The sequence below is a fragment of the Oleiphilus sp. HI0080 genome, from assembly GCF_001635135.1.
The window spans coordinates 1-7682 of sequence record NZ_LWFU01000932.1; the positions used below are offsets into that span (position 1 = coordinate 1).

At 46.3% G+C, this 7682-nt stretch carries 8 protein-coding genes; all 8 read right to left on the reverse strand.

Annotated elements, in window-relative coordinates:
- Nucleotides 1–429: YtpR family tRNA-binding protein (ytpR, locus tag A3751_RS18250; RefSeq protein WP_369821255.1), on the reverse strand; the 429-nt coding region annotated here is incomplete at its 3' end.
- 19 nt (nucleotides 430–448) lie between these two features.
- Nucleotides 449–1447: a phenylalanine--tRNA ligase subunit alpha gene (gene pheS, locus A3751_RS18255; RefSeq protein ID WP_068458476.1), complete on the reverse strand. Its 999-nt coding sequence runs from the start codon at nucleotides 1445–1447 to the stop codon at nucleotides 449–451.
- Nucleotides 1448–1558: 111 nt separating this feature from the next.
- Complete coding sequence (gene rplT / locus A3751_RS18260; protein ID WP_068458477.1) at nucleotides 1559–1918, reverse strand: 50S ribosomal protein L20; 360 nt, start codon at nucleotides 1916–1918, stop codon at nucleotides 1559–1561.
- 31 nt (nucleotides 1919–1949) lie between these two features.
- Nucleotides 1950–2141, reverse strand: a complete 192-nt coding sequence (rpmI, locus tag A3751_RS18265) for a 50S ribosomal protein L35 (protein ID WP_068458480.1) — start codon at nucleotides 2139–2141, stop codon at nucleotides 1950–1952.
- Nucleotides 2142–2213: 72 nt separating this feature from the next.
- Nucleotides 2214–2732 carry a translation initiation factor IF-3 gene (infC, locus tag A3751_RS18270; protein WP_082863367.1) on the reverse strand — a complete coding sequence of 173 codons (519 nt, stop codon included), beginning with the start codon at nucleotides 2730–2732 and terminating at the stop codon, nucleotides 2214–2216.
- A gap of 67 nt (nucleotides 2733–2799) precedes the next feature.
- On the reverse strand, nucleotides 2800–4737 hold the full coding sequence (thrS, locus tag A3751_RS18275; protein ID WP_068458482.1) for a threonine--tRNA ligase: 1938 nt from the start codon (nucleotides 4735–4737) through the stop codon (nucleotides 2800–2802).
- Between the two features lie 204 nt (nucleotides 4738–4941).
- Entirely contained in the window at nucleotides 4942–7299 is a 2358-nt protein-coding gene (locus tag A3751_RS18280) for an RND family transporter (protein WP_068458484.1), read from the reverse strand.
- 41 nt (nucleotides 7300–7340) lie between these two features.
- On the reverse strand, nucleotides 7341–7682 hold a 342-nt coding region (locus A3751_RS23120), incomplete at its 5' end, for a WD40/YVTN/BNR-like repeat-containing protein (RefSeq protein ID WP_369821256.1).

The following is a 7682-nucleotide window of genomic DNA, read 5'->3' on the forward strand; positions in this document are numbered from 1 at the left end:
GCCCACAGGAGCATCATTTGGCAATTCCATCAGACCATCTGAGTTTTCTGCCAGACCAAGCTCGGCCTCCGCACATAACATGCCGAACGACTCGACACCGCGAAGCTTAGCTTTTTTAATTTTAAAATTACCAGGCAAAACAGCGCCCACCTGAGCAAACGGAACCTTAATACCCGCTCTAGCATTAGGAGCACCGCAAACCACACTGTATGTTTCTTTGCCATCGCTGACCTGACAAACGCGGAGCTTGTCTGCATCAGGATGTTGCTCGGCTGAGAGTATCTCTGCTACAACAACGCCACTAAATTCTCCTGCAACGGCATCGATGCCGTCTACTTCCAGACCAGCCATCGTTACCTGATGCAAGAGTGCTTCAGTTTCAATAGCAGGATTCACCCACTCTCTTAGCCACTGTTCGCTGAACTTCATTGAGATTCCACTTAAAAACTTAGTTAAACTGTTGAAGAAAACGTAAATCGTTCTCGAAAAACATGCGCAGGTCATTTACACCGTATCTGAGCATTGCCAAGCGCTCTACACCCAAGCCGAAAGCAAAACCTGAGTATTGTTCAGGGTCTATTCCGCTCGCCTCAAAGACCTTAGGATGAACCATCCCGCAACCCATCACTTCCAGCCATTTAATTGAACCATCGGCATTTCGACCCCACTCGATGTCCACTTCTGCAGACGGTTCAGTAAACGGAAAGTAAGATGGTCTGAATCGCACCTCTAGCTCACGCTCAAAGAACACCTGAAGAAACTCTTCAATCGTTGATTTCAGGTCTGCAAAACTAACCTTTTCTTCAACAAACAAGCCTTCTACCTGATGAAACATTGGTGTGTGTGTCTGATCTGAATCACAACGATAAACCCGCCCAGGACAGATCATGCGAAATGGCGGCTTTCCTTGCTCCATTGTTCGCACCTGAACTGGCGAGGTATGTGTCCGCAAAAGCGTATTGGCATTGAAATAAAATGTGTCGTGCATCGCTCTAGCAGGGTGATGCCCCGGAATATTGAGCGCTTCAAAGTTGTGGTAATCGTCTTCAATTTCAGGGCCAACCTCAACGGAATACCCAGCCTTAGCAAAAAATGACTCAATACGACGCATTGTTTTGGTCACCGGATGAAGTCCACCCAAGTCTGTGCCCCGACCCGGCAGAGTCACATCGATCGCTTCTGACATTAACTGCGCTTCAAGAGCTGAACTCTCGAGTAGATTCTTCTTTGCGTTTAGGTTTTCGAGTACCGCTTCTTTCGCCTCATTGATCTTGGCTCCAGCTGTGGGTCTCTCCGCTGCGTCTAGCTTACCCAAGCCTTTCAGCAAAGCAGTGATCTGACCTTTTTTTCCAAGATAATCAACGCGTACCTGATCCAGTTCCGCAATCGTTGTGGCCTTTTCCACGGCCTGATTGGCGATTTGGACGAGCTGATCTAGGTTTTCCATTTAGTTTGCTCCGGATACAAAAATAGGGGGCAAGGCCCCCTATCACATAATGCTCAAAACGGAGGTCTGCTGAATCGGTTAGATTATATCAACAGCGCCTCTCGCCTGGCTTTAGTTTGCTAATGCAGTCTTAGCCTTCTCAACAACCGCAGTGAAAACTGGCGCATCATTCATCGCTAGATCAGCTAGAACTTTACGGTCAATTTCAACGTTTGCCTTTTTCAAACCGGCAATAAGACGGCTGTATGACAATCCGTTCAAACGCGCACCAGCATTAATACGAGCAATCCACAATTGACGGAATTGACGCTTACGCTGCTTACGGTCACGGTATGCATATTGACCAGCTTTGATAACTGCTTGCTTGGCTACACGAAAGACTCGGCTACGAGCTCCGTAATAACCTTTAGCTTGCTTAAGTATTTTCTTGTGGCGACGGTGCGCAGTAACTCCACGTTTTACGCGAGGCATAGTGTTCTCCTAAACTAAATCTTGAACCAAATTAGATACGCAACATGCGCTTGATAGACTGCTGATCTTGATCGGCAACCTGCTTGCAACCACGAAGCTGACGCTTACGCTTTGGCGACTTTTTGGTCAAGATGTGACTAGTGAAGGATTGCTTATGCTTGAATCCGTTGGCTGTCTTTTTAAAGCGTTTAGCCGCACCGCTCTTTACTTTCATTTTAGGCATAATAACTCACTCCGCATTGGATAAGTATTTGAGTAAAACCAAGCGCCTATGTAGCATCTGCTACAGCTTGTTTTACTTTCTCTTTTTAGGGGCTATAACCATCATCATTTGACGACCTTCCATTTTAGGTCGCTGTTCGACAACTCCGAGCTCTTCTAGATCTTGTTCGATCCGTTCGAGCAACTTCATGCCGATCTCTTGATGGGCCATTTCGCGGCCTCGGTAACGAATAGTCACCTTGGCTTTGTCCCCTGCTTCAAGGAAACGTATCAGGTTGCGCAGTTTTACCTGATAATCCCCTTCTTCCGTCCCTGGTCGTAACTTAATCTCTTTGACCTGGGTCTGCTTCTGCTTCTTGCGTTGTGCCGCTTTTTGCTTTTTCTCTTCGAATATCTTTTTGCCGTAATCCATGATTTTACACACAATTGGATCACTGTCAGCAATCTGAACAAGATCAAGAGACACTGATTCTGCTCTCGATATCGCTTCACCGATAGGGACAATCCCTACCTGCTCGCCGTTTTCGTCAATAAGACGTACTTCAGACGCCTCGATATTCTCATTGATGGTGGCTTTCTTAGCCTTACCCATTTGGCTGCTTCGCTTAATGTCGCAATCTCCAACTATTCAAAAACAAAAAGACAGCGCACAAGAGGGTTTAAGCCGACTTGTCGTTGTCTATGCTACGTCCTTTACTTTCTGACTCTCGACTAAATAGCGCTACAACTTCGTCTTGAGTCATAACTCCAAGGTCTTCACCTTTACGAGTTCGGACAGCCACAGTTCCATTTTCCATCTCTTTGTCTCCGACAACGAGCAAAAAAGGAACCTTGGCAATTGTGTGCTCGCGGATTTTAAAGCCGATCTTCTCGTTTCTCAAGTCTAAGTGTGTCTTAAACCCACTTAGTTCTAGCTTTTCTCGCAATTTTTCACAATATTCTGACTGTTTATCGGTAATATTGAGTATTGCTGCCTGTTCTGGCGCCAACCAAAAGGGCAAAGCTCCTTCATACTCTTCAATCAAAATACCAATAAAACGCTCAAAAGAACCAAGTACGGCACGATGGAGCATAACAGGGGTTTTGCGGTCTTGTTCATCGCTAACATATTGCGCCCCTAGGCGACCAGGCATCGAAAAATCGACCTGAATCGTTCCACATTGCCAAACTCGGCCAATACAGTCTTTCAACGAAAACTCTATTTTCGGACCATAAAATGCACCCTCTCCTGGCAGCAAATCCCATTTCAGATCTTTTGCATCCAAGGCTTTCGCAAGCGCATCCTCTGCCTTATCCCAAACTTCGTCGCTTCCGACCCGCTCTTCAGGGCGCGTTGATAGCTTGTAAAGAATCTCAGTAAATCCAAAATCTTCATAGACCTCATGCAACATGTCTATGAAATCAGCGACCTCCGCCTGAATCTGTTCTTCCGTACAGAAAATATGCGCATCATCCTGGGTAAAACCCCGTACGCGCATAATACCGTGCAAAGCACCGCTTGCCTCGTTACGGTGACAAGAGCCAAACTCCGCGAGACGCAACGGCAATTCTTTGTAGCTTTTTAGCCCCTGATTGAATACCTGCACGTGACATGGGCAGTTCATTGGCTTAATCGCAAAATCACTATTCTCAGAATGCGTTGTAAACATCTGCTCACTGAACTTATCCCAATGACCGGAACGCTCCCATAGAGTACGATCAACAACCTGCGGTGTCTTGATCTCTTTATAGTCGTACTGTCGCTGCTTAATGCGCATGTACGATTCGATTGTCTGATAAATACTCCAACCCTTATCGTGCCAGAACACCATTCCTGGCGCCTCATCCTGCATATGAAATAGGTTTAGTTTTTTACCAATCTTTCGATGATCACGCTTTTCAGCCTCAGCAAGGCGATTCAAATGCTGCTTTAGCTGCTTTTTGTCGGCAAAGGCCGTGCCGTAGATACGCTGTAACTGCTTATTATCAGAATCACCACGCCAATACGCACCAGACACTCTCATCAGCTTGAAGTGATGACAAAACTTCATATTTGGCACGTGTGGACCACGGCACATGTCAATGTACTCTTCGTGATGGTATAAACCCGGCGTTGCATCATGAGGGATATCCCGATCGAGAATCTCCAGCTTGTAGTTCTCACCACGAGCTTTAAACGCATCGACAGCCTCGTTCCAAGAGACAACCTTCTTCACCACTGCGTAGTCTTTTTTTGCCAGCTCAAGCATTCGCTTTTCAAGCTTCTCGACATCTTCGTCAGTCAAACGATGCTCAAGATCGACATCGTAATAAAAGCCATTCTCGATAACCGGGCCAATCGCCATCCGCGTCTCTGGCCACAATTGCTTAATTGCGTGACCAAGCAAATGCGCACATGAGTGGCGAATGATCTCAACACCGTCTTCGTCACGAGAAGTAATGATGCTTAGCTCCGCATCTTGGTCAATCAAGTCACAGGCATCGACTAACTCTCCGTTTACGCGCCCGGCAATCGTTGCTTTCGCAAGACCAGGACCAATATCCATAGCAACATCGCTAACCGATACCGCTTTATCAAATTCTCGTTTTGAACCGTCTGGGAGAGTAATTACAGGCATATTCACCTCGTTTCAGTGGTGGCCCCTACAATGGGTCACATGACAATGGAAATTAGAAGAGGGCGGGATTCTATACGATTGAGTTAAAAAATAAACTATTGCCGTAGATTAGATAGCTAGCCAATCTTCTGAACACTCTAAATTGAGAAGCGGCGCACCCCTCACATACATGAGACGCGCACCGCTCTGCTTATTTAGTGTCAACTAAGCCGCTTTTTTTGGCTTAACAAGAAAACGAGCCAAGGCTGGAAGAAGCCACATTGAACCAATCATATTCCATAAGAACATGAAGAATAGCAGTATTCCCATATCCGCTTGGAACTTAATCGGAGAGAAAATCCAGGTACATACACCAATCCCCAAAGTAACACCGGTAAACGCTACCGCTTTACCGGTCGTTTTAAGCGTCTCAAAATATGCATCCTGAAGGGTCATACCCTCTTTCAGCTTCGCTTCTAACTGGCTATAGATATAGATTCCGTAGTCGACACCGATACCGACACCCAACGCAATAACTGGCAAGGTCGCCACCTTTACGCCAATGCCAAGCTGTGCCATCAAAGCTTCACAAAGGACGGAGGTAAGCGCTAGAGGTGTGATAATACAAATCACGGCGGCAATAGAACGGAACGTTACGAGACAAAGAAAACTTACAACCGCGTAAACCGAAAGTAACATCACAGTTTTCGCTTTTTCAATAACTTCATTCGTTGCTGCCTCAACCCCTGCATTACCAGCAGCAAGTAGGAAAGTGTAGTCCTCACTTGGATAAGCTTCGATGAGGCTCTTCATTTCGTCGACAACACGATTTAACGTCTCTGCTTTGTGATCATCAAGATATACAATCATGGGCGTTAAGCTACAATTTGTGTTGATGAGTCCTGCAGGCGCTCGCTGTAAAGTCGAATCAAGAAATTGCTGATCGGGAGACAACTCAAACCATTTAAAGCTGCCCTCATTCAAGGCCTTAGTTACGAGCTTTGAAACAGTAACGAGAGATACGGTAGATTGAACACCTTCCGTGTTTTCAAGTTGCCATTGCATTCGGTCCATCACATCCAACAACTCATAGGAAGAACACATCTGCGGTTCTGTTTTTATCATGACAACCAGCACGTCCGCACTAGTACTATAGTTATCAATGATAAAGGCATTATCCAAATTATAGCGCGAGTCTGGACGCAGCTCGGGGGCACCTCGATCAAGATCACCAATCTTCAGGTCTTTCTGGTAGTAGAGTCCAATGACACAACCTAGGATCGCAATCACAATCGAAATTGGCGCAACGCTTTGATGAGACATAAAAGAAAGCACTCGCCAAGGCTTATGCTCACTCATCTCGACTTTCTTGGCATGCTTCAACCCGCCCTTGCTTAGCCCGGTGTAAGACATCAACACAGGGTGGAGCACAAGGTTCGTAATAATGATTACAGCAACACCAACACCCGCGGCGACAGCAAGATCACGAATCACTTCGATCTCAATAAAAAACAGCGTCAAAAACCCGATGGCATCACTGACTAACGCCAAAATGCCTGGCCTCGCCAAATTTCTGAAGGCCATGCGCGCACTCATGAGCGCGTTTAGGCCGGAAGCCCTTTGAACCGCAATTTGATTTACGATCTGCACACCATGACTAATGCCGATTGCAAAAACGAGGAAAGGGATCAACACCGAATACGGGTCAAGACCGTAACCAAATATGTTGAGTAAGCCTAACTGCCAGACCACTGCAACAATCGAAGTGACAATCGGAACGGTCGTCGCAATCGCACAGCGAGAGTAAATAAACAAAAAGCTAAGTGTCAGGCCAATTGTAACTAGCGCAAAGGTTGCGATAGCACCAATACCCTCAATTAAATCACCAACCTTTTTAGCAAAACCGACAATATGAATCGACACATTGGGGTTCTTTTCCTCGTATTGCGCACGAATTTTGTCTTCGAGCTTTTTAGAGAAATCAGCGTAATCAAGAGGAAGTTTTGTCTCCGGGTCGATATCCAGAAGTGGGGCGTAAATAATCGTCGACTTAAAGTTATCCGCAACAAGTCGCCCTACCTGACCTGACTTGAGGATATTCTCACGTAGCTGATTTAAAGATGACTCAGTGCCATCGTAATCGTCCGGAATAACTGTCCCACCCTGGAAGCCATCTTCAGTAACTTCGACCCAGCGGACATTGGGAGTCCATAAAGACTGCACAGCGGCCTGATCAACACCAGAGAGCTTGAATACCTCGTCACTCAGCTCACTCAGGGTTTGCATGTAGGCTTGATTGAAAATATCGCCTTCTTCAACGGCCACAGCAATACGGATAAAGTTACCCAAGTTTTCCAAATCAGAACGATTATCCATCATGTTCTGAATAAATTCGTGTTCCAACGGGATTAAGCGCTCAAACGAAGCATCAGGCTTAATTTGCGCTGCATTAAATCCTAGAAAAGCAGTAATCAATAAAAACAGTCCAAGAATCACCGGACGGTTTTCAAATATCAGACGCTCTGCGACTGAACCGGAACCTTTTGCTGAAGTTCCCGCAGAACTTTGGTCGGCATTAGCCATTTGTAAATCCTCTTACAAAATTTGAGATTGAGATAAAGTGCTTAAAGGTTTTTGCCCGAGGGGGTCACTAGCTCAACACCCGACTCACCGACTAGCGCAACACGCTGACGAGTGATGTACGTCAAAGCTGTGTGTCCCAGTCGCTCCTCTCGAGAGTATGCCGAGAACGTCTTACCGCCATCTTCGCTTAGCACGACAACACCTCCGTTGCCCGCGATGCTCACTTTTCGATTTCCATCAAACGCGCCTGACATCAGCGTACTTTCTGTATTTGAGCTAAGCTGCTCCCACGACTCGCCTGCGTTTTCAGTACGAAACAAATTCCCGCGCAAACCAAATGCCAAAGCCTGCCCTCTACCTTCTAGCGGAACAAGACCAAAAAA

Coding starts and splice junctions, on each gene's coding strand:
- pheS (WP_068458476.1), bottom strand. CDS start 1,447: ATGGAAAACCTAGATCAGCTCGTCCAAATCGCCAATCAGGCCGTGGAA.
- rplT (WP_068458477.1), bottom strand. CDS start 1,918: ATGCCTCGCGTAAAACGTGGAGTTACTGCGCACCGTCGCCACAAGAAA.
- rpmI (WP_068458480.1), bottom strand. CDS start 2,141: ATGCCTAAAATGAAAGTAAAGAGCGGTGCGGCTAAACGCTTTAAAAAG.
- infC (WP_082863367.1), bottom strand. CDS start 2,732: ATGGGTAAGGCTAAGAAAGCCACCATCAATGAGAATATCGAGGCGTCT.
- thrS (WP_068458482.1), bottom strand. CDS start 4,737: ATGCCTGTAATTACTCTCCCAGACGGTTCAAAACGAGAATTTGATAAA.
- A3751_RS18280 (WP_068458484.1), bottom strand. CDS start 7,299: ATGGCTAATGCCGACCAAAGTTCTGCGGGAACTTCAGCAAAAGGTTCC.